Source organism: Pseudomonas sp. 102515, assembly GCF_031085165.1.
GTDB lineage: Bacteria > Pseudomonadota > Gammaproteobacteria > Pseudomonadales > Pseudomonadaceae > Chryseomonas.
In genome coordinates this window covers 68,245-93,956 of sequence record NZ_JAVHTY010000001.1, presented here as the reverse complement: position 1 = coordinate 93,956, position 25,712 = coordinate 68,245, and the positions used below count along the sequence as shown (strand labels likewise).

At 67.1% G+C, this 25,712-nt stretch carries 24 protein-coding genes and 2 pseudogenes; 6 read left to right on the top strand and 20 right to left on the bottom strand.

Annotated features, from left to right (window positions below; translation table 11 throughout):
- Positions 1-140: 140 nt before the first annotated feature.
- A complete protein-coding gene (locus tag RCF34_RS00445) occupies positions 141-983 on the top strand; it encodes a GNAT family N-acetyltransferase (RefSeq protein WP_308706379.1) in 843 nt (280 codons plus the stop codon).
- Positions 984-1,004: 21 nt separating this feature from the next.
- Here the strand turns inward: RCF34_RS00445 and RCF34_RS00440 are convergent, their stop codons facing one another.
- The 8 genes from RCF34_RS00440 to RCF34_RS00405 form a co-directional block, all read right to left on the bottom strand.
- Positions 1,005-1,784 carry an ABC transporter permease gene (locus tag RCF34_RS00440; protein ID WP_308706378.1) on the bottom strand — a complete coding sequence of 260 codons (780 nt, stop codon included), beginning with the start codon at positions 1,782-1,784 and terminating at the stop codon, positions 1,005-1,007.
- The gene (locus RCF34_RS00435; RefSeq protein ID WP_308706377.1) at positions 1,781-2,602 is read right to left on the bottom strand and encodes an ABC transporter ATP-binding protein; all 822 of its coding nucleotides are present in this window, start codon (positions 2,600-2,602) and stop codon (positions 1,781-1,783) included. The genes RCF34_RS00440 and RCF34_RS00435 overlap by 4 nt, the downstream gene beginning before the upstream one ends.
- Positions 2,602-3,639 carry an ABC transporter substrate-binding protein gene (locus tag RCF34_RS00430; protein WP_308706376.1) on the bottom strand — a complete coding sequence of 346 codons (1,038 nt, stop codon included), beginning with the start codon at positions 3,637-3,639 and terminating at the stop codon, positions 2,602-2,604. Before RCF34_RS00430 ends, RCF34_RS00435 begins: the two co-directional genes overlap by 1 nt.
- 145 nt (positions 3,640-3,784) lie before the next feature.
- Positions 3,785-4,522 carry an ABC transporter permease gene (locus RCF34_RS00425; RefSeq protein ID WP_308707497.1) on the bottom strand — a complete coding sequence of 246 codons (738 nt, stop codon included), beginning with the start codon at positions 4,520-4,522 and terminating at the stop codon, positions 3,785-3,787.
- Positions 4,523-4,542: 20 nt separating this feature from the next.
- A complete protein-coding gene (locus tag RCF34_RS00420; protein ID WP_308706375.1) occupies positions 4,543-5,742 on the bottom strand; it encodes an ABC transporter substrate-binding protein in 1,200 nt (399 codons plus the stop codon).
- Positions 5,708-6,538, bottom strand: coding sequence for an ABC transporter ATP-binding protein (locus RCF34_RS00415; protein ID WP_308706374.1), 831 nt, complete (start codon positions 6,536-6,538; stop codon positions 5,708-5,710). Before RCF34_RS00415 ends, RCF34_RS00420 begins: the two co-directional genes overlap by 35 nt.
- Positions 6,535-7,638, bottom strand: coding sequence for an acyl-CoA dehydrogenase family protein (locus RCF34_RS00410; RefSeq protein WP_308706373.1), 1,104 nt, complete (start codon positions 7,636-7,638; stop codon positions 6,535-6,537). The genes RCF34_RS00415 and RCF34_RS00410 overlap by 4 nt, the downstream gene beginning before the upstream one ends.
- Positions 7,631-8,191: a carboxymuconolactone decarboxylase family protein gene (locus RCF34_RS00405; RefSeq protein WP_308706372.1), complete on the bottom strand. Its 561-nt coding sequence runs from the start codon at positions 8,189-8,191 to the stop codon at positions 7,631-7,633. Before RCF34_RS00405 ends, RCF34_RS00410 begins: the two co-directional genes overlap by 8 nt.
- 109 nt (positions 8,192-8,300) lie before the next feature.
- Between RCF34_RS00405 and RCF34_RS00400 the strand changes: the two genes are divergently transcribed.
- The gene (locus RCF34_RS00400; protein ID WP_308706371.1) at positions 8,301-9,215 is read left to right on the top strand and encodes an AraC family transcriptional regulator; all 915 of its coding nucleotides are present in this window, start codon (positions 8,301-8,303) and stop codon (positions 9,213-9,215) included.
- Positions 9,216-9,248: 33 nt separating this feature from the next.
- Here the strand turns inward: RCF34_RS00400 and RCF34_RS00395 are convergent, their stop codons facing one another.
- From RCF34_RS00395 to RCF34_RS00385, 3 genes and pseudogenes are all read right to left on the bottom strand, one after another.
- A complete protein-coding gene (locus tag RCF34_RS00395) occupies positions 9,249-9,656 on the bottom strand; it encodes a hypothetical protein (RefSeq protein WP_308706370.1) in 408 nt (135 codons plus the stop codon).
- Positions 9,657-9,722: 66 nt separating this feature from the next.
- A pseudogene (locus tag RCF34_RS00390) lies at positions 9,723-11,056 on the bottom strand (dicarboxylate/amino acid:cation symporter).
- 109 nt (positions 11,057-11,165) lie between these two features.
- Positions 11,166-12,224 carry a tartrate dehydrogenase gene (locus RCF34_RS00385; RefSeq protein ID WP_308706369.1) on the bottom strand — a complete coding sequence of 353 codons (1,059 nt, stop codon included), beginning with the start codon at positions 12,222-12,224 and terminating at the stop codon, positions 11,166-11,168.
- 123 nt (positions 12,225-12,347) lie between these two features.
- On the opposite strand from RCF34_RS00385, the gene RCF34_RS00380 reads away from it, so the two are divergent.
- Complete coding sequence (locus RCF34_RS00380; protein ID WP_308707496.1) at positions 12,348-13,271, top strand: LysR family transcriptional regulator; 924 nt, start codon at positions 12,348-12,350, stop codon at positions 13,269-13,271.
- 6 nt (positions 13,272-13,277) lie between these two features.
- On the opposite strand, the gene RCF34_RS00375 is transcribed toward RCF34_RS00380, so the two are convergent.
- From RCF34_RS00375 to hmgA, 6 genes are all read right to left on the bottom strand, one after another.
- The gene (locus RCF34_RS00375; RefSeq protein WP_308706368.1) at positions 13,278-14,414 is read right to left on the bottom strand and encodes a glycerate kinase; all 1,137 of its coding nucleotides are present in this window, start codon (positions 14,412-14,414) and stop codon (positions 13,278-13,280) included.
- Positions 14,415-14,497: 83 nt separating this feature from the next.
- Positions 14,498-15,592, bottom strand: coding sequence for a sugar diacid recognition domain-containing protein (locus tag RCF34_RS00370; RefSeq protein WP_308706367.1), 1,095 nt, complete (start codon positions 15,590-15,592; stop codon positions 14,498-14,500).
- A gap of 93 nt (positions 15,593-15,685) precedes the next feature.
- On the bottom strand, positions 15,686-16,765 hold the full coding sequence (hppD, locus tag RCF34_RS00365; protein ID WP_308706366.1) for a 4-hydroxyphenylpyruvate dioxygenase: 1,080 nt from the start codon (positions 16,763-16,765) through the stop codon (positions 15,686-15,688).
- 137 nt (positions 16,766-16,902) lie between these two features.
- Positions 16,903-17,541, bottom strand: a complete 639-nt coding sequence (maiA, locus tag RCF34_RS00360) for a maleylacetoacetate isomerase (RefSeq protein WP_308706365.1) — start codon at positions 17,539-17,541, stop codon at positions 16,903-16,905.
- Between the two features lie 124 nt (positions 17,542-17,665).
- A complete protein-coding gene (gene fahA, locus RCF34_RS00355) occupies positions 17,666-18,964 on the bottom strand; it encodes a fumarylacetoacetase (RefSeq protein ID WP_308706364.1) in 1,299 nt (432 codons plus the stop codon).
- Positions 18,961-20,253 carry a homogentisate 1,2-dioxygenase gene (gene hmgA / locus RCF34_RS00350; RefSeq protein WP_308706363.1) on the bottom strand — a complete coding sequence of 431 codons (1,293 nt, stop codon included), beginning with the start codon at positions 20,251-20,253 and terminating at the stop codon, positions 18,961-18,963. The genes fahA and hmgA overlap by 4 nt, the downstream gene beginning before the upstream one ends.
- A gap of 129 nt (positions 20,254-20,382) precedes the next feature.
- Between hmgA and RCF34_RS00345 the strand changes: the two genes are divergently transcribed.
- Both RCF34_RS00345 and RCF34_RS00340 read left to right on the top strand, forming a co-directional pair.
- Positions 20,383-21,156 (top strand): IclR family transcriptional regulator, encoded by a 774-nt coding sequence (locus RCF34_RS00345; protein ID WP_308706362.1) that lies wholly within the window; start codon positions 20,383-20,385, stop codon positions 21,154-21,156.
- A gap of 267 nt (positions 21,157-21,423) precedes the next feature.
- Positions 21,424-22,362, top strand: coding sequence for a GGDEF domain-containing protein (locus RCF34_RS00340; protein ID WP_308706361.1), 939 nt, complete (start codon positions 21,424-21,426; stop codon positions 22,360-22,362).
- A gap of 13 nt (positions 22,363-22,375) precedes the next feature.
- Here the strand turns inward: RCF34_RS00340 and RCF34_RS22885 are convergent, their stop codons facing one another.
- Together RCF34_RS22885 and RCF34_RS22880 are read right to left on the bottom strand one after the other, a co-directional pair.
- Positions 22,376-23,152, bottom strand: coding sequence for a methyl-accepting chemotaxis protein (locus RCF34_RS22885; RefSeq protein ID WP_374941151.1), 777 nt, complete (start codon positions 23,150-23,152; stop codon positions 22,376-22,378).
- Positions 23,153-23,230: 78 nt separating this feature from the next.
- Positions 23,231-24,046, bottom strand: a pseudogene (locus tag RCF34_RS22880) (MCP four helix bundle domain-containing protein); the annotation flags it as partial.
- Between the two features lie 163 nt (positions 24,047-24,209).
- Here RCF34_RS22880 and RCF34_RS00330 point away from each other — a divergent pair.
- Positions 24,210-25,400, top strand: a complete 1,191-nt coding sequence (locus tag RCF34_RS00330) for an MFS transporter (RefSeq protein ID WP_308706359.1) — start codon at positions 24,210-24,212, stop codon at positions 25,398-25,400.
- Here RCF34_RS00330 and RCF34_RS00325 read toward each other — a convergent pair.
- Positions 25,397-25,663, bottom strand: a complete 267-nt coding sequence (locus RCF34_RS00325) for a hypothetical protein (RefSeq protein WP_308706358.1) — start codon at positions 25,661-25,663, stop codon at positions 25,397-25,399. The two genes, RCF34_RS00330 and RCF34_RS00325, sit on opposite strands and share 4 nt — an antisense overlap.
- Positions 25,664-25,712 lie beyond the last annotated feature (49 nt).

Below are 25,712 nucleotides of genomic sequence, written 5' to 3'. Positions count from 1 at the left end.
CGCGGGCCGTCATCTTTTGCCGAACTGGCAGGGGCCTTCGGTGCCTCGCGGTGGCGCGTCCACCCACCGGCAACCGAATCTGCCGTCGCGGCTTGCTAGGCTGACGCCTGAATCAGCCAGACCCGAACCGGAGCCCTGCCGTGTCCCAAGCGATCCTGAGACCCCTGCGCGAAACCGACCTCGCCACCGCCCACCGCCTGTCACAGGCCCTGCACTGGCCCCATCGCCTGGAGGACTGGCAGTGCCTGTTCCACACTGGCGAAGGCCTGGTGCTGGAAGATGACCAGGGCGTGTTCGGCACCGGGTTCTGCGTGCCCCAGGGCGACTACGCCACCATCGGCCTGGTGATCGTCGCCGACAGCCACCAGGGCCAGGGCCATGGCCGCCGCCTCATGGATGGCCTGCTGCAACTGGCCGGCAACCGCACGCCGTTGCTGGTCGCCACCCTGCGTGGCGCCCCGCTCTACCGTAGCCAGGGCTTCGACTCCTACGAGCGCATCTACCAGCACCAGGTGGCGAGTCTGCCGGCCATGGCTGAACGTCATCCGCTGGAAGACCACGTCCATGAGTTGACCTTGGCAGCGACGCCCCGGCTGGAAAGCCTTGGCCAGGCTGCCACCGGCCTGGACCGCAGCGCGCTGCTGCAGGAGCTCCTGCCCCAGGCCGAACGCATCGTCGGCCTGGAGCTGGAAGGCCAGTTGCGCGGCTTCGCCCTGCTGCGCCCCTATGGCCGTGGCCTGTCGGTCGGCCCGGTCATCGCCGAATCCACCGACCAGGCCAAGGCCCTGACCCTCGCCCTGCTGCGCCACGCCGAAGGGCGCTACGTGAGATTCGACGTCACCGCGCGCAGCGGTCTCAATCCCTGGCTCGGCGAGCTGGGCATCCCCCAGGTCGACGAGGTCGAGCAGATGGCCAGGGGCGAGGCGCCGATATCCCGCGACGGCCTGGATCAGTTCGCGCTGCTGACCCAGGCGCTGGGTTGATCCGCGCCAATCGAGCCGGGCTCAAGCACGCGCCGACAAACCACGCCGCCAGCGCAACAGCCGCGCCTCCAGCAGGGCCAGCAGCGCATTGAGCGCCAGGCCCACCACCGCCAACATCAGAATGCCGGCGTACATGCTGGGGATCTGAAACACCTCCTGGGAGTTGAGGGTGAGAAAGCCCAGCCCCGAGTGGGCGCCGATCATCTCGGCGGCCACCAGCGCGGTGATGGAATAGGCGCCGGCCAGGCGGATGCCGGTGAAGATCGACGGCGCCGCCGCCGGCAGCACCACCTTCAGGAAAAGGAAGCGCCGGTTGGCCCCCATGGACAGCGCCGAATTCACCAGCAGCGCATCCACCTGCTTCACGCCGCTGGTGGTGCTCAGCAGGATCGGCCAAAAGGACGCCCAGAAGATGATGGCGATCTTCGAGGCCTCGCCGATGCCCAGGAACAGGATGAACACCGGGAACAACGCCAGGGCGCTGGTCTGGCGGAACAGTTGCAGCAACGGATCGAGCAGTCGCTCCAGGCGGATGAACCAGCCCATCGACAGGCCCAGGAGCACCCCTGCGCCTATGGCCAGCAGCAGTCCGGCCAGCGAGCGCAGCAGACTCGCACCGAGGTGCCGTGCCAGGCTGCCATCGCGCGCCAGGTCGAGGATGCTCTGCAGCACCACCGAGGGCGGACTCAGGTAGCCGGGATTGACCAGGCCCAGCCGCGGCAAGGCTTCCCAGAGCGCGAGGAACAGCAGGATGCCGAGGCTGCCGTCGAGTAGCCGGCGGGAACGGCGTATCAGCTTCATGCGCCTACCCCCTGGCGCCGCGATGACGCTGACGGCACGGGTGCAGGCACTCCGCGCAGGGCTTCCCAGGCCTGCTGGCGCAAGGCCGCGAAGGCCGGGGTATTGCGCACCTCGGCCGCCCGCGGGCGCGGCAGGTCGACGTCGAGCAGCCGGTGGACCCGCCCCGGCCGGGGCGTCATCACCGCGACCCGGTCGGCGAGGAAGATCGCCTCGTCGAGACTGTGGGTGATGAAGACGATGGTCTTGCGTTGCCCGTCCCAGATACGCAGTAGCTCGTCCTGCAGATGCTCGCGGGTCTGGGCGTCCAGCGCGGCGAAGGGCTCGTCCATCAACAGCACGTCCGGCCCATAGGCCAGGGCGCGGGCGATGGCCACCCGCTGGCGCATGCCGCCGGAGAGTTCGTGGGGATAGCGTGCGCCCTGCCCCTCCAGACCTACCAGCGCCAGATACTCCCGTGCCGTCGCGAGCCGCTCGCGGCGCCCCACCCCGCGAATCTCCAGGCCGATGGCGACGTTGTCCAGCACCGAGCGCCACGGCAGCAGCGCATAGCCCTGGAATACCACGCCCTGGTACGGATTGATGCCTTGCAACGGTCGGCCGTCGATGGTCAGCTCACCCGCGCTCTTCTGCGCCAGACCGGCGAGAATGTTGAGGAAGGTGGACTTACCGCAGCCGGAAGGACCCAGCACCGCCAGGAATTCGCCCTGGCGCACGTCCAGGTCGAAGTCCTGCAACACCGGTACCCGTTCCTGGGCACCGCTTTCGCTACGGCCGTCATAGGCCAGCGCCAGGCCCCGGGCGACGATCTTGGCGCTCATCAGACGGTACCCCGGGCGAAGGGATTGAAGGCATTGGTGTAGACGTCCTTGACCTGTACCGCACCAGGCTTGAGCTTGCCTTCGTGTTCGAGGATGTCGATGTAGTACTGGATCGGCGGCTCGGTGATGACCAGATCGTCGACATAGGCGAAGCGCTCCACCAGCTCCAGCTTCATGCCCAGGCGCTCGGCGGTGATCTTGCGGGCGTCGTCGGGGTGCTCGTTGACCCAGTTGGCCGCCTTGGCCAGCGCCTGGACCACGTCCCGCGCAGCCTCGGGATGGTCGCGCAGGAAGCGGCCATGGGCGCTGTAGGGCGCCATGCCACCCAGCCCCTCGTCCAGGTCGAAATCGCTCCACAGCTTGCGCAGGGCGGGATTGTGCTCGGCGCTGCCGGAGGTGGGCGGATGGATGATCGCCAGATCGATGTTGCCGGTAGCGAGCGTCTGTTCGGCCTGGACGTCCGGGACCACCACCCATTTGATGCGATCGACGTCCACGCCCTGCTGGCGCAGGTATTTCTTGGTGACGAACTCGGCGCAGGCGCCGAAGCTGTTGAAGCCCACCGTCTTGCCCTCGAGGTCCTTGGGCATGCGAATACCCGAATCGGCACGCACGAAGTACTTCATGTGCGGCGCTTCCTGCAGCGTCTTGCCCCCGGCGGCCACCACCTTGAGATCGAGGCCGCTGGCGATGGCGGAGATCACCAGCGGCACCATGCGGGTGCCCAGGTCCAGTTCACCGGTGCCGACCAGCGGGATGATCTGCGGCGCGGCGACCTTGCCGACGTACTGGGGACGTGCCCGGGTAACCTCGAAGTAGCCCAGGGCGTCGGCGACGTAGACCAGATCGAAGGTGGGGTTATCGGGGTAGCGGAAAGGGACCACCTGATCCGAGCGCTGGCCGATCACGGCCGGTGCGACGGCCTGGGTAGCGGGTTTGTCGTCGCAGCCGAACAAGCTGGTACCCAAGGCACCCAGGGCGGTTACGGTGGTTAGCTGTCGAATGAAGCGGCGTCGGCTGAGTGGCTCGAGGTCCATTGGGGCTCCTGTCCTGGTTGGCAGCTTGTACGAACGGCTAGGCATGCTGCCCCAGGGTGGAGGACGACTCCAAAGACCTAGATTCTTTATGAATAGATCGAAGGGTTAGACGCCATAATCTTTCACGCTAACCATATTCTCCCCGCTATCGCCCGGGTAGGAAGCGCTGGTGCAGCTGGCGCGCCAGTACGTCCAGGGTGAAGCCCAGCAGGCCGATCAGCAGCACCAGGGCCATCAACTCGCCATAGGCCAGGCGGTCGCGGGTGTCGAGGATGTAGTAACCGAGGCCGGCGCTGACGCCGAGCATCTCGCAGGGCACCAGAACGATCCAGAGGATGCCGATGGCCAGGCGCACGCCGGTCAGTACCTGGCCCAGCACGCCGGGCAGGATCACCCGCCGCAGGACTTCCCAGCGGGTGGCGCTCAGGCTGTGGGCCAGCTGCAACCAGCGCGGATCCAGGCCGCGCACGCCGGCGGCGGTATTGAGCAGTATCGGCCAGACCGCGGCGAAGGCCAGCAGGAAGTAGATGGGCCTGTCCCCTACCCCCATGACCATCACCGCCAGGGGCATCCAGGACAACGGCGAGATCATCCGCAGAAACTGAAAGGCCGGGGTGGTGGCGGTTTCCAGGATGCGCCAGGCACCCACCAGCAAGCCCAGGGGCACGCCCACCAGGGCGGCCAGGCCCAGGCCGATCACCACCCGTTCGAGGCTGACCAGGATGTGCGGCCACAGCTCGCCGCTAGCCAGCAGCTGCCAGAGGCTGACGAAGGTGGCGCCGGGACCGAAGCGGCGAACCAGGCTGCCCGGCGCCGCGAGCCCCCGCACTGCCGCCCACCAGAGCACGACCAGCACCACCAGGCCAGCACTGCCGAGCACCATCCGTTCGAGGCGTTGCTTTTTCACACGTGGATCTCCTCCTGGCGGGCGAAGCCTTCGGCTAGACCGAAGGTACCCATGCCGCCCGCCGCAGCGATGGCCTGGCGGACGAAGCGGTCGTCGACCAGATCGGCGGCGGCGTGCGCGGGATCCAGGGTGGCGAGAAACCCGGCGTCACCCTGGATCAGGGTGCTCTTGAGACGCGTCACCAATTCGCGGGTGTAGCTGGGGAAGGGATAGGGCTGGAAGTCGATGCGTGCCTCGGGCCAGTCGGCGTGGCGGATGGCGCCATCGCCCAGATAGCGACCGCGCGCCGCGGCGTCGGGCACCAGCACCTGTTCGAGTAGGCCGCGCGGATGCGGGGTATAGCGACCGCTGCCTTCGCGGGACAGCAGTGCGGCGGCTTCGGCGCGGTTCTCCCGGGTCCAGGCCTGGGCCTTGACGATGGCGTTGACCACCCGTTGCGACCATTCCGGCCGCTCATTGAGGTCCCGTTCGTGCATGAACACGACGCAGCAGGCGTGATTGCGCCAGATGTCACCGGTAAAGCGCTGGATCCGCCCGATCTGCTGGCTTTCGGCCAGGGCATTGAAGGGTTCGGCGACGATGTAGCCGGCGATGCGGCGGCTGGCCAGCGCGGGCGGCATGTCCGCAGGGGGCAGTACCAGCAGGTTGACCTCATCGCCGGCGAGGCTCGCATCGGCCGCTCGACTGACCGCTTTGAGCCCGTGCTGGCGCAGCAATGCCTGCAGCACCACGTTATGGATGGAGTACCAGAAGGGAATCGCCACATTACGCCCACCGAGCTGGCGTACCTCCTGGATATCCGGCGCCACGGTCAGGCCCGAGCCGTCGACGTGGTTCCAGGCCACCACCTTGGCTGGCACCTGGCTGCCGTAGCGCGCCCAGACGGTCATCGGCGACAGCAGGTGGATGACGTTCACCTGGCCGGCGAGGAAGGCTTCGACCACCTGCGCCCAGCTGCGCAGCATCACCGGCTTTTCCGCCCGGACCCCCTCGGCGTCGAACAGCCCCCGGGCGTGGGCCACCAGCAAGGGGGCGGCATCGGTGATGGGCAGATAGCCGATCCGCACCGGTGCATCGGGTTCGGCTGCGGCACGCGCCTCCAGGCTGCGCAACAAGGGAAAGGCACCGGCGGCGCTGAACAGCGCGGCCAGCTTGAGGAACTCACGGCGCGAGGGACGGGGATCGTGCAGGCACATGGGCAGGCTCCGCTGCAGAGAGTGAAGGTTGGGGTCGGCTCGCCCGCCGTAGGGTTTGCAGGATCTCGATGCGCAGGGCGCCGAGAGCCGCGATGGCCTCGGTGCGCGGCTGCGCCAGCTCGATACGCCACTCGCCGATGATCCGCGCTGGGTGGTCGCCCAGTAGCAGAACCCGGTCGGACACCAGCAGCGCCTCGTCGATATCGTGGGTGATGAGTACCGCGGCACTGCCCTGCTGCGCCACCAGGCGCAACAACAGTTGCTGCATGTCGCCACGGGTGACCTCGTCAAGGGCACCGAAGGGCTCGTCCAGCAGCAACACCCTGGGTTGGCGCGCCAGGCAGCGTGCCAGGGCTGTCCGTTGGGCCATGCCACCGGACAGCTCGGCCGGATAGCGCGCCTGAGCGCCTTCCAGGCTTACCGCCGCGATGGCGTCTTCTACCCGCTGGCGTGCTTGCTGCGCGGCCAGGCGCGGCTGACGGCGAAACTCCAGGCCGAAGGCGACGTTGTCGCGCAGCGTCAGCCACGGCAGCAGGCACGGGTCCTGGAAGGCCACCGCCACCTGGGGATGCGGGCGCAATAGCGGCTCGCCCAGTAGCCGCACCTCGCCTTCAGCCGCCGGCTGCAAGCCGGCCAAGGCGCGCAGCACGCTGGATTTGCCGACGCCCGAGGGACCAAGCAGGCTGATCACCTCACCCGCTGCCACGTCCAGGACGAAATCCCTGAGCACCGGTTGCCAGCTACCCGCTTGCGGATAGCCCACCGTCAGGCCGCGGGCACTGAGCACGGCGGTCATGCGTCACCTGTTCGCGCCGCATGGCGGGCCAGTTCCCCGCGCAATTGAGTGAGGCTGGGAGTGACGATGGGGACGAAGGCGACTTCGCGCCAGCGCCGCGCGAAGGCATCGCCGCGCTCACGCAGGTAGGCACCGCCCCCACGCGCCTGGAGTTCCAGCTGCACCGCCGCCGCGGCCTGCTCGGCGAGGCCGATGCGCAGCCGGAACAGCTCGACTGGCCGTTCGATGAAACGCTCGTCGTCCAGCCCCTGCAGCAACCGCCCCTCGAGTTCCCGCTGTCGATCCTCCAGCGGTTCGAGTGCGTCCTGCAGGGTACGGTGGCCCTCGCCCTGTACCTGCCGGGCTTCAGCCAGGCTGCGCCGTGCCAGGCCGATGGCCAGGCCACACTGCAGGCCCAGGAAGGCCGGACGGACCCGGGGCAGGTAGACACTCGCCTCTTCGTGCAACAGCCAGTCTTCGCTGAGCGCTACCCCGGACAGGTCCAGGGCAGCGGTATTGCTCGATTGCAACCCCATCAACTGCAGATCGACAGAACGCTGCAATCCGCCAACCCCACTGGGCAAGGCCGCGACGAAGGGCCGCTGCTCCCCTTTTCGCGCCACGGCACCAGCCACCACGAACCCCGTCTTGCGCAGGTTGGTCACCCAGGGCATGCGGCCATCGAGCCGCCAACCGCTGCCCTGGCGGCGGGCCTCGATCTGCAGTTCTTCCAGACCGGAAAGGAATTTCATGGCATTGGAAAGCCCGGTGGCACCCGCCAGCTCGCCGCTGAGCAAAGCGGGCAGCAGACGCTCCCGCAGTGCGGTGTTGGGGCTCTGCAGCAGGTATTCGATGAAGGCTCGCTGGCCCCAGCAGACGAAGGCGGCGGTCAGTGAGTGTTCGGCCAGACCGGCGATGCCCGCCACGGCCTGCCCCAGGCTGCCGCCCTGGCCGCCTTGCTCACAGGCGACGCCCAGACCGAAGCAGCCCCCCTCGGCCAGCCGTGGCAGCAGGCCCTCGGGGTCGAGGATGCCTTGGTCGAGGGCGTCGGCATGTGCCTGCAGCCAGTCCACCAGGGCAGCGCCGACCGGGGTCGCCCAACGCAGCGCGGACTCAGCCATGGGCCGGCTCCCAGCGATAGGCCGCGAGTTCAGGATTCAGCGGGGTCTGCGCCAGGACGTTGGCGAAGTTGCACAGGGTCGCCAGGCTGACCCCGAGCACCACTTCCAACGCCTGGGCCTGACTATAGCCGGCCGCGCTGAGCAACTGCAGTTCGGCATCCGTCACCGCGCCGCGGCGGGCGATCACCGCGCGGGCGAAGGCGGCCAAGGCTTCCAGGCGTGGCTCGGGCAAGGTAGCGCCACTGCGCAGGGCGGCAATGGTCGCCCCCTCCAGCTTGGCCTTATGGGTGGCGACGGCAGTATGCCCGGCCACGCAGAAGTCACAGCCATGGGTCGTGGCCGCCACCAGTTGCACCACCTCGCGCTCGGCCAGGCTCAGGCTGGTCTTGGCGTTGAGGCCGGAGACCGTGACATAGGTCTCCAACGCCGCTGGCGCATTGGCGAGCACACCCAGCAGATTGGGCAGGAAGCCGGACGCCTGGCGGGCAGTCTCAAGGAACGGCCGCGCCGCCTCGGGAGCGGTTTCGGGAGTGAGGATCGGCAAACGGGACATGGCTTCGGCTCCTGAAGAGGCAGAGGGAATGCCGACAAGTGTCTTGGTAATAAGAAGGGGATTCCATATTCTAAAGTCGCCATTTGTTGCTCGAGAGTCCGACCCTTAGATGAGTTTTTCCAGTGCTTCGACCGAATGGTTATTGGACAACCTCGAATGCGACGCCAGCCTCTTCCATGCCGGCCGCTACTGCGGCGGCTGGCAGGCGTCCACCCACGGCCAGGCCCGCGCGAGCTTCCATCTGGTGGTCGAAGGTCAGTGCTGGCTGCATCTGAGCAACGAGCCGGTACAGCCGCTGGCGAACGGGGATGCGATCTTCCTGCTGCACGATCTACCCTTCCGGCTGGCCAGCAGCGCCTACCTGGCCGAGGCTGGCGAGCTGCCCCGCGGCACCATGGGCGCCCTGAACGAGCGCGTCGGCGAAGGGACTGGATTGGTCTGTGGCTTCTTCGATTTCGCCGGCAGCCTGTCGCGCCTCATCGTCAGTGCCCTGCCCGCGATCATCGTCCTGCGCGCCGGGGACGAGAATGCCCAGGCCGCACGGACGCTCTTTCAACTGATCCGGGAAGAAGCCAGCGCCCCACGCAGTTCGGCCGCCTTGCTAGCGCGCCTGGGCCAACTGCTGTTCCTCTATGTGCTGCGCGACCAGTTGAACCACCCCGAACGCGGCCATGGCGGACTGGTGGCCCTGGCACGTCACGCTCGGTTCGGTCCCCTGCTGGAACAACTGATCGCCACTCCCGAACGCTCCTGGTCGCTGGTGGACATGGCCGCTGTCACCGGCCTGTCGCGTTCGGCCTTCTGCAAGAAATTCCAGGAAATCGGCGGTCAATCGCCCGGCCAGGTCCTGCTGGCCCTGCGCATGCGCCGCGCCTGCCTGGAGCTGGACGCTGGCCAGCGGGTGGAGGCCGTGGCCGAGCGGGTCGGCTATCACTCCGTGGCCGCCTTCGTGCGCGCGTTCGCCAAGGAGCACGGTCTGCCACCCGGTGCCTATCGACGCCGCGAGCGGGCCGCGTGCGAGTGACGGGCGCCCCTCAAGCGGAGTGGAGCCTTCCTGCTAACGCCACTCGCACCCCGCCACGCGGTTGCAACTGGTGCGGGCGTGGTCACCCCGGGAGGTGGAGAAGCGACTGATGACGTTCCAGCCCAGCTGCCGGGTGCGGCCCAGCCAAAGGTTGCCGTCGCTGGTCAGGCCACTGAAGAACTGCAGTCGTCCCAGCCGGGTGCTGGTCTGGGCCCAGGAGCGGCCCGATACCGCATCGTAGCCACGCATCAGGGTGTCGTTGCCCTGCACCGCCACCCCGTACCAACCACCCTGCCCGTCCTCGCAGCGCAGCACGAAGGCACTGCGCACGCAGGTGTTGGCCGGCTTGAGACTAGGTATGGCCGCCTGGGCGAAACACAGCGGCAGCAACAGCGCGGCGGACAGCAGGCCGGTACGCAGGATGGCAATGGGGGTCATCATGGCGATCGATCGGGAGCGGGATGCCCAGCATGAGGCAAAGCCCGCTGCCCTGCCAAGTCGACCGCCCTAGAGCACCTTGCCTCCCAGCGCCGGCAGGCCCGGCTCGACCGCGGGCGTACGCGCCTGTACCTCGGGCTCCGGCGCAGGCAGCGGCTTGCCATCCAGCGCCGCCTTGAGCCGATTCATGTCCAGCGCCCCGACCCAGCGGGCGATGGCCAGGGTCGCTACGCCATTGCCGATGGTATTGGTGATCGCCCGCGCCTCCGACATGAAGCGGTCCACTCCCAGCAGCAGCACCATGCCCGCCACGGGGATGGTGCCGAGGCTCGCGAGGGTCGCCGCCAGGGTGATGAAGCCCGAGCCGGCGACACCGGCCGAGCCCTTGGAGGTGAGCATCAGCACGGCCATGATGATGAGCTGATCGGTCAGGCTCAGCGGCGTATTGGTGGCCTGGGCGATGAAGGTGGCCGCAGCGGTGTAGTAGATGGCCTGGCCGTCCGGATTGAAGGTCAGCCCCGAGGGAATGACCATGCCGGCCACCGGCTTGGAGCAACCGGCATTCTCCATCTTGCGGATCATCTGCGGCAGCACCGACTCGGACGAGCTGGTACCCAGCACGGTGAACAGCTCTTCCTTGAGGTACTTGAGCAGCTTCCACAGGCTGAAGCCGGCGACACGACAGATCGGCCCCAGCACCAGGGCGACGAACAGGATGCAGGTGAGATAGAAACAGGCCATCAGCTTGCCCAGGGAGAACAGCGAGCCGAAGCCGTACTTGCCGATGGTGAAGGCGATGGCGCCGAAGGCCCCCAGCGGTGCCAAGCGCATCACGATATTGACGATGCCGAACATGCCGTGCATCAGGCTGTCGAGGGTCCGGACGATCGGCTCGCCCTTGTCGCCACAGCGCGCCAGGGCCACCCGAGCAGGATGAAGAACAACAGGATCTGCAGGATGTTGCCCTTGGCGAAGGCGTCCCCGAGGGTGTTGGGGATGATCTGCAGCATGAAGGCGATGAAGGACTCGTGCTTGGCCGCCTCGGTGTAGCTGGCGATGGCGGAGCTGTCGAGGGTCGCCGGATCGATGTTCATGCCGGCGCCGGGCTTGAAGGTATCGACCACCACCAGGCCAACGACCAGCGCCAGGGTGGATACCACCTCGAAGTAGATGAAGGCACGTATGCCTACCCGACCCAGCTCCTTCATGTCGTTCATCTTGGCGATGCCGGTGACCACGGTGAGAAAGATGACCGGTGCCAGCAGCATCTTGATCAGCTTGATGAAGGCATCGCCGATGGGTTTGAGCGAGGTAGCGAAATCGGGATGGAAGACGCCGAGCAATGCACCGGCGATGACCGCGATGACGACCTGGACGTAGAGTTTTCCGAGTAGGCGCTTCATGGGAGGTCCACTGTTGTTCTTGTAATGGAGGCGACCCGTGCGAGCGGGCCCCGATGGAAGTGCGGGCGCTGGCCACCCGCGCCGCCTGGCCGCGGGTGGCGCCGCCGGTCTAGCGGGCGATCAGTTCGAGCACGGCGTCGGTGACCTGGCGCGTGGTGGCCGTGCCGCCCAGGTCCGGGGTGTGCAGACCGCTGGCGGTGACCGCTTCGATGGCGCGCATCAGGTGGGCGCTGGCTCCGCGCTCGCCGAGGTGATCGAGCATCAGCGCGGCGGTCCAGAAGGTCGCGATGGGATTGGCCACGCCCTTGCCGGTGATGTCGAAGGCCGAGCCGTGGATGGGCTCGAACATCGAGGGGAAACTACGGTCGGGATTGAGGTTGGCGGTGGGCGCGATGCCCAGGCTGCCGGAAAGCGCCGCGGCCAGGTCCGAAAGGATGTCGGCGTGCAGGTTGGTAGCGACGATCACGTCGAGGTTGCCCGGCTTGAGCACCATGGTCGTGGTCACAGCGTCCACCAGCTCGCGGGTGGTACGCACGTCCGGGTAATCCTTGGCCACCTCGGCGAACACCTCGTCCCACAGCACCATACCGTGCCGCTGGGCGTTGGACTTGGTCACCAGGGTCAGGTGCCTGGCCGGGCGGCTGCGGGCCAGTTCGAAGGCGAACCTATGGATGCGCTCGACGCCGACGCGGGTGAAGGTGGAGACCTCGGTGGCGACCTCGATGGGCAGCCCCTGGTGGACCCGCCCGCCACTGCCGGAATATTCGCCTTCGGAGTTCTCCCGCACGATCACCCAGTCGATGGCCTGGCCATTGGTCAGCGGGCTTTTCACCCCTGGCAACACCCGCGCCGGCCGGACATTGGCGTACTGGTCGAAACCCTGGCAGATCGGCAGGCGCAGCCCCCAGAGGGAGATGTGGTCCGGCACCTTCTGGCTACCCACCGCGCCGAAGAAGATGGCATCGGCCCGCTTGATTTCTTCCAATCCACCTTCGGGTATGTAGTGACCGTGCTCCAGGTAGTACGCCGAGTCCCAGGGATAGTGGCTGACGTCGAAGGCGAAACCGCCCAGGCGCTTGGCCAGGCCGGCGAGGACCTCGAGGCCGGCGGTGATGACTTCGACCCCGATACCGTCTCCGGGAATGGCTGCGATCTTGTAGTTCTTCATGGCTGGGCCCTGTGTTCTTGTCGTTGGGTGGGACGCCGACTGGCAGCGTTGGGCCGAGTATAGGTAGTGAAATCTGAGCTAGGATTCACCTCAAATCATCACTTAAGTGAATTGAGGTTAACAATAAGTCGCCCTCAGGACCTCAGCTTCTTCCACCTGCTGGCCCAGCAAGGCAACCTCGCCGCCACGGCGCGCGAACTTGGCATCACCCCGCCGGCGGTGAGCAAACGGCTGGCGGCCCTGGAACAGCGCCTGGGGGTACGGCTGGTCAATCGCACTACCCGTTCACTGGGGCTGACGCCCGAGGGCGAGCTGTATTTCCGCCATGCCGGACGCATCCTCGGTGACATCGAGGCAGTGGAAGACATGGTCGCCAGTCGCCGCGGCCAGCCCAAGGGCCTGCTGCGGGTGAACGCCTCCCTGGGCTTCGGTCGCCGCTACATAGGCCCGGCGCTGGCGGCCTTCATCGATCGCTATCCGGAGGTGGAGACCCAGTTGCTGCTCAGCGACCACCCCATGGAGCTGGCTGCCCATGGCCTGGATCTGGGCATCCGCTTCGGCGTGGCGCCCGATGCCGGCTATCACGCCCGGCGCATCGCCAGCAATCGCCGGCTCCTATGCGCTTCGCCGCTCTACCTGGAGCGCCACGGCACGCCGCGACGGCTGCAGGACCTGGCCACGCACAACTGCATTTTCCTGCGGCAGAACGACAGCATCCATGGCGTCTGGGGATTTCTGGAAGGTTCGCGTACCCGCAGCGTCAAGGTGCGCAGCAACCTGAGCTGCAACGATGGTGAGGTGGCGTTGAACTGGGCCCTGGAGGGCCGCGGCATCCTGCTTCGGGCGGAGTGGGATATCGCCCGCTACGTGCGCAGTGGGCGGCTACGTCGGGTGCTGGAAGACGCCCGGCCGCCCTCGGCGGACGTCTATGCGGTCTATTCCGAACACCATCACCTGTCGGCCAAGGTGCGGCATTTCATCGACTTCCTGGTGGAACGTTTCCAGCGCATCGACCACCTCGAAGATCCCGCTGGCGAAACGGACTGACCCGGCTCAGCCTCTCGCCGCCTGCCACAGCCGACCGATATCGCGCGCGGTCCGCTCCAGCAGCACCTCGGCCTGGGCCAGGGCGTCTTCCAGGCTGAGCGGTCCCGGCACCAGGCTGAAGGCCGCGGCGAGCCCCTGCTCGTAGAGGGCATCGTAACCCTCGCCCAGGGCGCCGGCCACGGCCACGACCGGCACGCCGTGACGCCTGGCCAGACGCAGGACGCCCGCCGGGGTCTTGCCTCTGAGGGTCTGGCCATCCAGCCGCCCTTCCCCGGTCAGCGCCAGGTCGGCGCCCATCAGCGCTTGCTCCAGGCCTACCAGCTCCGCCACCACCTCGATGCCAGGGCGAAAGTTCGCCTGGAGAAAGGCCAGTGCAGCGAAACCCACGCCCCCGGCGGCGCCGGCACCGGGTTGCTCGCGGACATCGCGGCCCAGGGTCGCGGCGGTAACGGTGGCGAAATGCGCCAGCGCCGCGTCGAGCTGGCGGACCTGCTCGGGCGAAGCGCCCTTTTGCGGCCCGAAGATGTGGCTGGCGCCCTGGGGACCGCAGAGCGGATTGTCGACATCGGCGGCGATAACGACCTCCACCTCCGCCAGCCTTGGGTGCAACTCCGACACGTCGAGGCTGGCCAGCGCGGTCAGGGCCGCACCGCCCGGCGCCAGCGCCTCGCCATGCTCATCCAGCAGCCGTACACCCAGCGCCTGCAACAGGCCTGCCCCACCGTCGTTGGTGGCGCTGCCGCCGATGGCCAGCACCAGGCGCTCGGCGCCGGCGGCCAGCGCGGCGTGCAAGAGCTCGCCGGTCCCACGGGAGGTCGCGACCCGCACATCGCGGCGCGCCTTGGGCACCAACTCCAGACCACTGGCGCTGGCCATCTCGACGAAGGCGGTACGTTGCTCGGCCAGCCAGCCCCAGCGGGCGGTCACGGGCTCGCCGAGGGGACCGGTCACCCGCGCCTCGCGTACCTCGCCACCGGTCGCCGCCAGCAGGGCGTCCAGGGTGCCCTCACCGCCGTCGCCCAGCGGGCACTCGATGAGTTCGGCGTCTGGCAGGGCCTGGCGCAGGCCACCGGCCAGGGCGCGGGCGACACCGGCAGCGGACAGGCTTTCCTTGAAGGAATCAGGGGCGATGACGATCTTCATGGGGGGATTCTCCGTTGTCATGCGCCGAGTGTTTCCCGGTTCGGCCGGCGCCACAACAGGACAAACGCCCAGCATAGTCCAGATCAGGACTGTGAGATCGCCCAGTCCCGATCCAATAGCAGCAAGGCGCAATACAGCTCGGCAGCCTCGGCGAAACGCCGCGGATCCCGTCCAGTAAGCGCCTGGATCCGCTCCAGGCGGTGACGCAGGCCGTTGCGATGCAGCCCCAGCGCCGCAGCGCAGGCCTGGGGGCTGGCGTCCTCGGTGAACCAGCTGCGCAGCGTCGCCAGCAACTGGCCATCCCGATCGGCCCGGCGCAGGCGCTGCAGCGGCTCCAGCAGCCAGGTACCGTGCGAGTGCTCGACCTGCTCCTGTAGCCACGTCGGCAAGGCCAGGTCGTCCAAGGCTACCCGGACAAGGTCGGGTCGCAGTCGCCTGGCCACCGCCAGCAGAGCCAATGCCCGCTGGGTCGTCTCGGCCAGCCCCGTCCAGGATCGCGGCTCGGGGATCCAGGCACTGCGCTGCAGCGACCAGCCCTGTCCCGGCAGTTCCTCCAGCGGCGCCTCAGGCGCCTCCGCGCCAGGTCGATACCAGAGCCATTGCCTCTCCTCCCGTGGCAGGCACCAACTATGTGTTACCCGCTGCTGGGCCCAGTCGCCAAAACCTGGCGCTGGCGCGGTGAATTCCAGCAGCAGAACGTCCCGTGGCAGCTCCGGCCGTAGGCCGAGCAGATTGGCATGGCGACCCAGTTCGGGCACCGCGCCCGGTGCCAGCAGCTGACGCAGCAAGGGTGCGGTCATGCCGCTGGTCACAGGCGGCTGCCCGGCTGCCTGCTCGATGAGCATTTCCGCGGTCAGGCGCAGGAGTTCGGCAGGCAGGCGCAATTGCTCGGGGTCCTCCCCGGACACGCCAAGGACCCCGACCAGCTCGCCCGCGCGATACAACGGCAGGTTGATACCGGCCTGGGCGCCGGCCAGCCGTGTGGCGGCGACGGCATCCAGCGCCACCGCGCGGCCTTCGGCGATGACCTGCCGTGCTCCGGCATGGTGGCTGAACAGGCGCGCCGGATCGCCCGAGCCGATGATCAGCCCGGACGCATCCATGACATTGACGTTACCGGGCAGGATACGCATGGCGCGTTCGACGATTTCCTGCGCCAGGGTCTGGCTCAGCTCCATGGTCACCTCCGAGGTTAGAGCGCGCCTTGCGACGCGCCGTCACCTTAGAGGCGTCGCCTGCCGCTGGGCAAGCCGCCATGAAACCAGCTGCCGTTACGCCGAGGTGCTCAGCACACCGCGGCGCACCTGGTCGCGTTCGATGGATTCGAACAGCGCCTTGAAGTTGCCCTCGCCGAAACCGGTGTCGCCCTTGCGCTGGATGAATTCGAAGAACACCGGCCCCAGCAGGGTCTGGGAGAAGATCTGCAGCAGCAGGCGGCGCTCGCCACCTTCGGAGGTACCGTCGAGCAGGATGCCGCGGGCTTTCAGTTCCTCCACCGGTTCGCCATGGTCGGGCACCCGCCCTTCGAGCATCTCGTAGTAGGTCTCCGGCGGCGCGGTCATGAAGCGCGTGCCATAGGCCTTGAGCCGATCCCAGGTCGCCACCAGGTCATCGGTGAGAAAGGCCACGTGCTGGATGCCCTCGCCGTTGAACTGCATGAGGAATTCCTCGATTTGCCCCGCGCCGCGGGAGGACTCCTCGTTGAGCGGGATGCGCACCAGGCCATCCGGCGCGGTCATGGCCTTGGAGGTCAGACCGGTGTACTCGCCCTTGATGTCGAAGTAGCGCAACTCGCGGAAGTTGAACAGCCGCTCGTAGAAGTCGGCCCAGTAGGCCATGCGCCCGCGATAGACGTTGTGGGTCAGGTGGTCGATGACCTTGAGACCGGCCCCCACCGGCTTGCGCTCGACACCTTCCAGGAAGACGAAATCGATGTCGTAGATGGAGCTGCCCTCCTCGTAGCGATCGATGAGGTACAGCGGCGCGCCACCGATGCCCCTGATCGCCGGCAGGCGCAATTCCATCGGCCCGGTGGGCATGTCCACCGCCTGGGCGCCCAGCTCCAGCGCCTTGGCATAGGCGTGGTGGGAGTCGCGGCAACGGAAGGCCATGCCGCAGACGGAAGGCCCATGCTCGGCGGCGAAATAGGCCGCATGGCCGGTCTTCTCGCGATTGACGATGGCGTTGATGTCGCCCTGGCGGAACAGCACCACGTCCTTGGACCTGTGGTTGGCGACGTGGCTGAAGCCGAGGCTTTCCAGCACGGGCTCGATGACGTTGGGCGTGGGCGAGGCGAATTCGATGAACTCGAAACCCATGAGGCCCATGGGATTTTCAAACAGATCGGCCATGAGTGGCTCCTTGACGGATAGCGTGACGGACGTTGTCGTTAACGCGGGCTAGCACCCCGTCAAGGGCGGCGCGCAGGAAATGCCGCGCACGCTGCGGGCGAGGAAATCGCCCAGGAGGAGCTGACAGCCAAGACGCTTCACGAGGCCACCTGTGCCGGGGTATCCGGCTGAACCTCGGGGCGCGCCTGCTGAAAGGCCGGATGCGCGGCGGCCAGGACCTCCACCCGCAGGAGGCGCGGATAGGGCGACAGGTCCACCTGGAAACGCCGCGCCGCATAGAGCTGGGGCAGCAGATAGACGTCCGCCAGCCCCACGTCGCCGAAACAGAAGCCACTGGACCCGATCTGCGCCTCCACCGCCGCCAGGCCCTCGCCGATCCAGTGCGAGATCCAGTCGAGGATGGCCGGCTCTTCCAGGCCCAGACCGCGCATGCGGTTGAGCACCGACACGTTGTGCAGCGGATGGACATCACAGGCGATCAGGGCGGCGACACCCCGATGACGGGCGCGCAGCAGCGGATCGGCCGGCAGCAAGGGCACCGCCGGATAGCGTTCTTCCAGGTATTCGAGGATGGCGGGAGACTGGATCAGCACCTCGCCGCTGTCGAGGCGCAGGCTGGGCAGTCGCCCCTGGGCATTGAGCGCGCGATAGGCCGACTGGCGCTGCTCGCCGGCCAGCAGATTGACCGGCACGGCATAGTAGTCCAACCCCTTCAGCGCCAACGCCAGGCGGACCCGATAGGCCGAGGTCGAACGGTAATAGGTGAAGAGGTCCATCGACACTGCCCCGCGATTGCCTGTCGGCTTCTTATTATGCGTAAGTTCATTACGTTAAAAGGAATCTGCGCCTGCCCAGGGGCCTTGTCAACGGCACTCAGGCCAGAGGCCAACCCGCACCGCCCTAGCCCGCCGCCAGCACCTGGCCGCGACATTCGCCGAAGCCGATCGTGGGCAGCCCAGCTCGCTGACAGCGCGCCCTGAGGATGACTTCATCACCGTCCTCCAGAAAGGTACGGGTCTCGCCACCTGGCAGCTGCAGCGGCTGCTTGCCGCCCTGGGTGAGTTCCAGCAGGCTGCCGCAGCTGTCGACATCCGGCCCGGACAGGGTGCCCGAACCGAAGACGTCGCCAGGCTGCAGGGCACAGCCATTGACGGTGTGATGGGCCACCATCTGCGCCACTGTCCAGTACATGTTCAGGGTATTGCTCAGGCCAATACGCTGAGCGGGCTGCGCCTGCTCCAGCATGCGCGGCGTGCGCAGCAGCACTTCGAGTTCGATGTCCAGCGCGCCCTGGGCCTGGTCGCGCTCGTCGTATAGATAGGCCAGGGGTTGGGGATCTCCGGCGGGCCGCGCCGGCTGCGCCTGCCGATAGGGTGCCAGGGCTTCCGCGGTCACTACCCAGGGCGACAGGGTGCTGGCGAAACTCTTCGACAGGAAGGGGCCCAGCGGCTGGTATTCCCAGGCCTGGATATCCCGCGCCGACCAGTCGTTGAGCAGGCAGAAACCGGCGATATGCTCCGCCGCGTCACCGATGGCGATGGACTCGCCCTGGGCGTTGCCCGGGCCGATCCAGATGCCCAGTTCCAGCTCGTAGTCCAGCCGGCGGCAAGGCCCGAACACGGGCGCCTCCTGCCCAGGCGGCAGCGTCTGGCCCTTGGGGCGCTTGAACGCCTCCCCGGAGACCCTGAGAGTCGAGGCACGGCCATGGTAGGCGATGGGTACGTGCTTGTAGTTGGGCAGCAGCGGATTGTCCGGCCGGAACAGCCGACCGATCTGGGTGGCATGGTGGATGCCGACATAGAAGTCGGTGTAGTCGCCGATCCGTGCGGGCAGGTGCATCCGGCAGGCGCGCTGGGGTGCCAGCAGGTGCTCGCCCAGCGCCTCGAGCTGCTCGCGTTGCGGATGATCGGCACGCAGCAACGCCTGCAGGGCCTGGCGCAAGGCGACCCGCGCCGGCCTGCCGGCAGCGAAGAAGGCATTGAGCGTTTCCTGGGTAGCCAGTTCGGCGGCCCGCTGGGCTTCGCCGCGAAACAGGCCGGCTTCGAGAGCGAAGCCCAGATCGAGGATGGCGTCACCCACGGCCACGCCCCCGCGGGGCGTCTCCTCCCCGCGACTGAACACACCCAGGGGCAGGTTGTGCAGCGAAAAATCCGGGTGGCCGTTGGCCGAGGCGACCCAGCTGTGCAATTCGTGGGTCATGCCGATTCTCCCGCGCCGGGCGCGACAAAGTTCTTGGCCAGGCCCGCCCAGCAGGCGTCGTAATCGGGCTGCAGCAGTGGCGAGGCCAGGGCGTGACGGGTCGGTCGCAGGACGCGCCCGGTTTCGAACATGAAGGCCATGGTGTTCTCGATCCTGTGTGGCCGCAGTTCGGCGGCGATGGCGTTCTGGGTGGAGACATGGTCCGGGCCGTGGGCGCTCATGCAGCCGTGGAGGGAGGCGCCTCCCGGCGCGAAGCCGTCGGCCTTGGCGTCGTAGGCGCCCTGGATCAGGCCCATGAATTCGTTCATCAGGTTGCGGTGAAACCAGGGCGGTCTGAAGGTGTTCTCCGCGACCATCCAGCGGGGCGGAAAGATCACGAAGTCGATGTTGGCCACCTCCTCGCTGGCGCCCGGGGCAGTCAGCACGGTGAAGATCGACGGATCCGGATGATCGAAACTCACCGTACCCAGGGTATTGAAGCGGCGCAGGTCGTACTTGTAGGGCACGTTGTTGCCATGCCAGGCGACCACGTCCAACGGCGAGTGATCCAGTTCGGTCTCCCAGAGTTCGCCGAGGAATTTCTGCACCAGCCGGGTGGGGGCCTCCAGATCCTCGAAGCGGGCCACGGGCGCCTGGAAATCCCGCGGATTGGCCAGACCGTTGCTGCCGATCGGACCCAGCTCGGGCAGCCGCAGAGAGCGCCCGTGGTTTTCGCAGACGTAACCCCGTACCGCTTCGCCCTCCACCACCTCGACGCGGAATTTCATGCCGCGTGGAATCACCGCGATCTCCAGCGGCTCGATGCGCAGCAGACCTAGCTCAGTGACCAGGTCCAGCCGCCCCCGCTCCGGCACGATCAGCAATTCTCCATCGGCGTCGTAGAAGACGCCGGTCATGCTGGCATTGGCGGCATAGCGATAGAGGCTGACGCCCTCGGCCTGGTCACCCGCGGCGGTGGCGACGATCCGCTCCAGCCCGGCGAGAAAATCGGTGGCGGCGGCCGGCGTCGGCAAGGGATTCCAGCGCAGGCGATTGGGCGTGGGCGCACCCAGCTCCGCGCCGGTCAGCTGAAGCGCGCAGCGCTGAAAGCGGCCGTGGGCAGCCGAAGGCCTGAGCCGATACAGCCAGGAGCGCCGAGCCTCGTGGCGCGGCACGGTAAAGGCCGTCCCGGAAAGTTGCTCGGCATAGAGGCCGAAGGGCGCCCTTTGCGGCGAATTCTGCCCGATCGGCAGGGCGCCCGGCAGGGCCTCGGCGCTGAAGTGATTGCCAAAGCCGGATTGGTAGGCCACTGGCGTTGTTGCTTGTTCTTGTCGGTTCAACGGGGCCACCCATTATGCGTAACAGGTTTACGCAAAAAGTAAATTGAACCCGGGAGAGCGTCAAGCTATAACGCTGCCTTTCCCCGTGTGATCGAACCGATGACGAACATCCCCGAAGCAGCCCCCCCACGGCGACAGAAGGTGCAGGCGGCCGAGGTCGGCACCGACATCCTCAAGGCCCTCGCCGAGCTGGCGCCGTCCACGTCCCTGTCGCGCCTGGCCAGCCACCTGGACATGCCCGCCAGCAAGGTGCACCGCTACCTGCAGGCACTGATCGCCAGCGGGTTCGCCGAGCAGGATCCACGGACCAATCACTACGGACTCGGCCAGGCCGCCCTCTTCGTTGGCCTGGCCGCCCTGGGTCGGCTGGATGTGTTGAAGCTGGCGGCGCCGGTGCTGGCCGACCTGCGCGACGAGGTCGGCGAGACCAGCTTTCTGGCGGTCTGGGGCAACAGGGGGCCGACCGTGGTGCTGGTGGAACAGGCGCTGCGCGCCGTCACCCTGGTGACCCAGGTCGGCTCGGTGCTGCCGCTGCTGAGCTCCTCCACGGGCCTGGTCTTCAATACCTTTTTGCCGGATGGCGAGACCGCTGCGTTGCGCGCGGAAGAACTGCACCGACCGGATGCACCCGCCGCGGCGGATCTGGCGGAAGGCGCACGCCAGTTGCGGGAAACCCTTGTCCAACCGGTGCATGGCCTGCTGATGGCGGGCGTCAATGCGCTGTCCGCGCCGCTGTTCGGCGCCGGTGGCCGGCTGGCCGGGGTGCTGACCCTGGTCGGTGCCGCGCCAGGTTTCCAAGCCGAGGTCGAAGGCACCGCCGCGAGCCGTCTGCACGCCGCCGCCCAGGCCATCAGCAGGCGGCTGGGCGGCTAGCGCGGACGAATCGGATCGCGTCGCTGCAGTCAGGAGCGCCGATGATCGCGGCAACGCTCCACTCGATCCTTACTACCGTCCATTCAGCTAAAGGATCACCCAGACTGGCCGTTTGCCATTAAGCTTACTATTAGCGCGTTTATCATTGGCGCACTGCCTTATGGTGATCTCTTCATGACTGCTCTTTCCTATCGTGATCGGAACCAGGCTCTCAACGACTCCCTGGGAAGATTCTGGCAAGTCGCCAAACCCGTGGTTCAGGCGGCCATGGCTATACATGTGGCGTTGCTGGCCATTTTCGTCCTGCTCGACCAGATCCTTATGGCTTGGATCAACGTGTTCAGCATCGCGGCCTACGTAGGCTGCCTGGCCGCCCTGCGTCAACGCCGTTACCGCATCGCCAGCCTGACCATGTGCTGCGAAATCGTCGCCCACGCCTGGATCGCCACCTGGCAACTTGGCTGGGATAGCAACTTCCACTACTACGTGCTGTGCATCCTGCCGATGGTCATCTACAACTACCGCACCGCGCCGATACGCCATCTGGTGCTGGTGCTGGGAATCCTGGTGACCCTGGCGGGCGGCTATCTACTGCACCCCGCCGCGACTCTCGCGCCCCTGGCGATGAAGCTGTTCGGCGTCCTCAACGTCATCAGCGCCCTGCTGCTGCTGCTCTACGGCACCGGCGCCTCCTTCCACCACAGCACCAAGATGCAGCTGGACCTGCTGCATTCCGCCAGCCACGACAGTCTCACCAATCTCTACAACCGCAGGCGGATTCTCGATCAAGCCGACCAGCACAGTGGCGTGACTGGCAGCCTCATCCTCTTCGACGTGGATCACTTCAAGCACATCAACGACCGCTTCGGCCACGATTGCGGCGATCTGGTGCTGCAGGGAATCGCCGACGTCATCCGCCGCGAGGTGCGCCATTCCGATCTGGCGGCGCGCTGGGGCGGCGAGGAATTCCTGGTGCTGCTGCCCCAGGCGCGGACCGAAGTGGCCTGGGGCGTGGCGGAACGCATCCGCCAGCGATTGACCGACGTCACCCAGTCCCTCGAACGCGGTCCCGCGCGGGTCACGGCGACCCTGGCGGTGTGCGAGATTCGCGATTGCGAGGCCTTCGCCAGCGCCCTGGAGCGCGCCGACCAGGCGCTCTACCGGGGCAAGCAGGAAGGCCGCGACCGGGTGATGCTGGCGGCCTGAGATCCCGCCCGCGCTAGACCACGAAGCGCTGCAGGGCGCCGTGCAGATCGGCCGCCAGGGCGGAAAGTTGCTGGCTGCTGGCACTGGTCTGCTGGGCGCCGGCGGCGGCCTGGGTCGCCGCGTCACGGATCAGCGTCAGGTTGCGATCGACCGCCGCCGTGGTAGCCGTCTGCTCTTCGGTGGCCCCGGCGATGGCATCGTTGCGCTGGCCGATGGCGATGATGGCCTGGGTGATGCCTTCCAGCACCTGCCAGGTCGCCTCGGCCTGGTCGCGGGTATGGGTGGCCTGGAGTCGACTCTGATCCAGGGCGCTCACCGTCTTCTCGCTGACCTGCTGCATGCCGTCGATCAGTCCTTCGATCTCGCGGGTGGAATCGCCAGTACGGCGGGCCAGGCTACGCACCTCGTCGGCCACCACGGCGAAGCCGCGTCCGGCGTCCCCGGCACGGGCCGCCTCGATCGCGGCGTTGAGCGCCAGCAGGTTGGTCTGCTCGGCGACGTTGCGGATGACATCGAGCATCTTGCTGATGCCCGTGGATTGCTCGGCCAGCTGGTCCGCCTGGTTGGCCGCCTCGTCCACGTTGCCCACCAGCTGGGTAATGGCGGCCAGCGTCTGCCGGACCTGCGCCTGCCCCTGCCTGGCCTGATCGACGCAGCGCTGCGATTCGGCGGAGGTGGAGGTCGCATGCTCGCACACCGCCTGGACCGCTTTATTGAGCTGGGTGACGGCAGTGGCCGCATGCTGGATATCGGTCGTCTGCTGCTCCAGATTGCGGCAGCTTTCATCCATCACGGCACTCACCTGCGTCGAGGCCGAGGCCAATTGCTCCGAGGCGTTGCCCGTATGGGCCAGCACCTCGCGCAGATTGCCCTGCATACGCTCCAGCGCCAACAGCAGCATGGCTGCCTCGTCGCGTCCCTGGGGCTGGATGTTCTGCCGCAGGTCGCCCGCGGCGATGCCGCCGGAGATGTCCAACGCTTGGCGCAATGGCTGCACCACGCTACGGGTCAGCCGCCAGGCCAGTAGCAGCAGCAGCAGAATGGCGCCGCCAATGACCGACCAGACGATGGCGCGTGCCTGGAGGAACTGGACGTTCGCCACCTCCTTGGCCTGGGCGGCGCCCTGCTTGTTCAATTCGCGCAGCAGTTGCACCTGCATGTCCATCAGATCGCCCTTGAGGCCGACCACGGTATCCAGCTGCATTCGCGCTGCCGGGATCTGCTGCTGCTCGATCAGGCGCACCTCTTCGCGAAGTCCCTCCACGAAAGGCAGGTAGGCTTCATGCAGGGCCTTGATGGAATCGCCTTCGGTCGCATCGGTGACGACCGGCGCATAGTCCCGGAACAGCTGATCGGTTTCGTTGACCAGTTGCTCCAGGGTGACCCGGCTCATGGCCACGGCGCCCGGATCCTCGGCATTGAGCAGGACCACCGAGGCCTGGTTGCGCAACTTGCCGAGGTTGATCGCCAGGGAATCGGCGATGGCGATACTGGGCAACCAGTCCTGCTCCATGCTCAGGGCCTGACGGCGCAGCTGCTGCATCTCCGACAGCGAAAAACTGCCCAATCCAGCGAGCAGCACGGCGGCGAAGGTAAAGGAGACCAGCATCCGCGGGCCAGTCTTGAGCGTTCTCAACCAGGAACGGCGGGACAGGCGGCGAAGGGGCGCGAGGATACGAAGCATGGAGGCGTCACTGCATGAAGACGGTCAGGCAGAGGAGCCTAGGCAAGCAAGATGTCGAGCTGATTACAAAATGCCATTGCCCAAGAAAAATCAGACGATTGCAGCGAAAGGTAACTGGGGCTAAGGTCCGCCCCTTCTGTTCGCCATCCTGCTCGACGCCGTCATGACTCCCCCTACCGCCAAGGCTTCGCCTCCACAGATCCTGCTGCTCGGAATCGCCCAGATCCTCGTCTGGGGCGGCTCCTTTTTCATTCTCGCGGTGCTGGCCGATCCGGTGGTACAGGAGACCGGCTGGTCCCGGCAATGGGTCTATGGCGGTCTCTCGCTCGGGGTCCTGGTCTCCGGCCTGCTCGCGCCGGCGTGTGGCCGCCTGATCGCCCGCCAGGGCGGCCGGACGCTGCTGTCGCTGAGCGGCGTGGGGGTGGCGGCCGGGCTGGTGCTGATGGCCAGCGCCCAGCATCTGCCGCTGTTCCTGCTCGCCTGGGTGGTGATGGGTATCGGGATGGCCGCGGGTCTGTACGATGCACTGTTCGCGACCCTGGGCACCTGCTACGGCACCCAGGCCCGCCCGGCGATCAGCGGCATCACCCTGGTCTCTGGCTTCTGCACCGCCATCACCTGGCCCGTTGCCGCCTTCCTGGTGAGTCATCTGGGCTGGCGCGGTGCCTGCCTGGTCTATGCGGCCGTCCTGTCGCTGACGATCTGGCCGCTGTATCGACGCGCCCTGCCCGCGCCGACCCTCTCCACCCTGGCACCGAGGCCCAACCAGGCGGCACCGGCAGTACCGGTGAATCGCGCCCTGTACGGCGTACTCACGGCCCTCTTCACCCTGGGCGCGGTGCTGATGACAGCCATCTCCGTCCAGTTGATCACCCTGCTGCAAGGGATTGGCTACAGCCTGGCCAGCGCCGTGGCCCTGAGCGCCTGCCTAGGGCCGAGTCAGGTCGCCTCGCGGATCATCGACCTGCTCAACCGCAATGGCCACCCGCTGTGGACGGCCCTGGCCTCGGTGGTCTGCACGGCCGCCGGCTTGCTGCTGGTTACCCTGGGGCCCGGTTTGGTCTGGGTGACGGTGGTGGGTCTGGTGATCTTCGGCGCGGGCAATGGCCTGAGGGCCATCATTCGCGGCGCCCTGCCGCTGGCACTCTGGAGTCCGGCGGAATATGCCACCGTCCTCGGGCGCATGGCCCGCCCCGCGTTATTCGGCCAGGCCGCCACGCCTCTGCTCTGCGGCTATGTCCTGGAACACCATGGCACCCAGGCGGTGCTGGGTCTGCTCTGCCTGCTGGCGCTGATCAACGTGGCACTGGTCGCCTGGTTGTTCAGGGCGATCCTCACCCGACGCGACGCCTAGTCGCAGGCGATTTCCAGGGGTACAAGGCGCAGCTTGATGCCAGTGCGGCGCAGGGTAAGGATATCGCCTTCGCGCTGCCCGACCTCGTCACCCAGGGTGCTACGCAGCGTTTTTTCGTCGAGCAGCCGCGCATAGGTCCGGGGATCTTCCCCCTGGCAGCTTTCGGCGATATGCAGTTCGCCCTGCAGCAGCTTGCCCGCAGTGCGCCCGCTGGTGAGATCCACGAGCAGGTAATCCTGGTCAGGCTGGTACTTGAAGGTCATGCGAATTCCCCGGCGACTGTAGCCATGGGAACCGCTCGTACCCGGTTGG